The 2191-nt window shown below is 72.8% G+C and carries 4 protein-coding genes; 2 read left to right on the top strand and 2 right to left on the bottom strand.

The genetic code is table 11. The features are described 5' to 3' along the window. Positions 1-236 (bottom strand): hypothetical protein (locus tag H5J29_RS34495; protein WP_220188107.1); only part of this gene is annotated, 236 nt, incomplete at its 3' end. A gap of 29 nt (positions 237-265) precedes the next feature. Next, a complete protein-coding gene (locus tag H5J29_RS29970; protein ID WP_220188108.1) occupies positions 266-565 on the bottom strand; it encodes a DUF1707 SHOCT-like domain-containing protein in 300 nt (99 codons plus the stop codon). 88 nt (positions 566-653) lie between these two features. Between H5J29_RS29970 and H5J29_RS29965 the strand changes: the two genes are divergently transcribed. Together H5J29_RS29965 and H5J29_RS29960 are read left to right on the top strand one after the other, a co-directional pair. Next, positions 654-1640 (top strand): LLM class F420-dependent oxidoreductase, encoded by a 987-nt coding sequence (locus H5J29_RS29965; RefSeq protein ID WP_181784324.1) that lies wholly within the window; start codon positions 654-656, stop codon positions 1638-1640. Then, positions 1637-2191 (top strand): site-specific integrase (locus H5J29_RS29960; RefSeq protein WP_181784323.1); only part of this gene is annotated, 555 nt, incomplete at its 3' end. The genes H5J29_RS29965 and H5J29_RS29960, both read left to right, overlap by 4 nt.

The following is a 2191-nucleotide window of genomic DNA, read 5'->3' as shown; positions in this document are numbered from 1 at the left end:
TCCGGGTGCTGTCCGAGCTCGGCCTGACCGACCTGTTCGAGGCGGGCGACGGCGAGGCGTTGCGGCAGGCCGAGAGCCTGGCCGTCGAGGCGGGCATGCTCGGTACCGCGCTGGGCCTGTCCCTGCAGCTGACCGCCCTGGCCACGAACACCGAGGGCATGGTCGGAGCCGGCGCCCGCGGGGAGAGGTGTGCCGAGCAGGCGACGCGGCTGCGCCTCGACGGGCACCGTGGACACGCCCTGATGTGGGTCGCCCGGGGTCGCGTCTACGCCGACCGCGCCCAGGAAGCGGCCGACATCCTCGACGAGGCCCTCCGGTTGTCGGTCCTCCCCGCCCACATCCACGCCACCCGCCACGACCTCGCGGGGCTCGACGCCTGGCTCGCGGGTGACGTCGAGGCCGCCGTCGCGGGGCTGGCCCGTGCGGTCGCGAGGTCCTGTGTGGTCTTCCCCGCCCAGACGAGCGCGATGCGTTCCTCGTACTCCTCGCCGTCGATCCGGCCGTGCGAGAAGTGTTCCGCGAGCGCCTGCGCGGCCTCCTCGCGTTCGACGTTGCCGATCCGCATCGGCGGGCGCTCGGGGCGGGGTGCGGGCTCCGTCACCCGGTCGACGGTACCCCGCGAAACCGTCTTCTCGTCGGCATAGGCTCCGCCCATGCGCTTCGGTCTCTTCGTCCCCCAGGGCTGGCGGCACGATCTCGTCGGCATCGACCCCGCCGAGCAGTGGGCGGTGATGAAGGGCCTGGCGGCGCACGCCGACGCCGGCCCGTGGGAGTCGATCTGGGTCTACGACCACTTCCACACCGTCCCGAAGCCCACCGACCAGGCCACCCACGAGGCGTGGTCGCTGATGGCGGCGTTCGCGGCGGTGACCGACCGCGTCCGGCTCGGCCAGATGTGCACCTGCATGGCCTACCGCAACCCGGCCTACCTGGCGAAGGTGGCCGCGACCATCGACGTCATCTCCGGCGGCCGGGTCGAGATGGGCATCGGCGGCGGCTGGTACGAGCACGAGTGGCGCGCCTACGGCTACGGCTTCCCGTCGGCGGGGGACCGGCTCGGGATGCTCGACGAGGGCGTGCAGATCTTCCGGCAGGCCTGGGAGAACGGCGTCGCGACCCTCGACGGCAAGCACTTCCAGGTCGACGGCGCCATCTGCGAGCCGCGCCCGCTGCAGCCCGGCGGGATCCCGCTGTGGATCGCGGGCGGCGGTGAGAAGGTCACGCTGAAGATCGCGGCGAGGTACGCGGACTTCACGAACTTCGTGGGCACGCCGGAGGGCTTCACCGCGAAGTCCGAGATCCTCGCCCGGCACTGCGACGCGGTCGGGACGGACTTCGACGCCATCGTCCGGTCGGCGAACTACAACGTGGCCATCGCGCCCACCGAGGCCGAGGTCGAGGAGAAGCTGCAGCAGATGGTCGACCGGCTGCGGCCCTACGTCGGCGACAAGCGGGCCGAGAGCCAGCTCGACGGCTACCGCGGTCTCCCCGGGGTCGGCACGCCGGAGCAGATCGTGGAGAACCTGGCCGCGATGGCCGAGCGCGGCATGACCTACGGCATCTTCTACTTCCCCGAGGCCGCCTACGACCGCTCGGGCATCGAGCTGTTCGAGCGCGAGGTCGTCCCGAACCTGCCATGAGCGTGAGCCAGGCGGTCGAGGCCTTCCTCGCGCACCTCGCCGTCGAACGGGGGAGCTCGGCGAACACGTTGCGCGCCTATGGGAACGACCTCGACCGCTACCGCGGGTACCTGGACGAGCGGGGGATCGCGGAGCTCGGCGCGGTGCGCGAGACGGACGTCGGGGAGTTCGTCGCGGCGTTGCGCAGTGGGCCGACCCCGCTCGCGGCCTCGTCCGCGGCCCGGGCGCTGGCCGCCGTGCGCGGCCTGCACCGATTCGCGACGCGAGACGGTCAGATCCCGGTGGACGTCGCCCGCGGCGTCACCGCGCCGACGCTGCGCAGCACGCTGCCGAGCACCCTGACCGTCGACCAGGTCGACCAGCTGCTGGCGGGCTGCGTGGGCGAGGGGCCGGGGGACCTGCGAGACCGCGCGCTGCTGGAGGTGCTCTACTCCACCGGCGCGCGGATCTCCGAGGCCGTCGGGCTCGACCTCGACGACCTGGACACCGGCGACCGGACGGTCCTGTTGCGCGGCAAGGGCGGCAAGCAGCGGATCGTGCCGATCGGGCGG

Source organism: Pseudonocardia pini (assembly GCF_013870575.1).
Classification (GTDB): Bacteria; Actinomycetota; Actinomycetes; order Mycobacteriales; family Pseudonocardiaceae; genus Pseudonocardia; species Pseudonocardia pini.
Note: the sequence above shows the minus strand (reverse complement) of the source record. Positions and strands in the feature narration are given on the sequence as shown.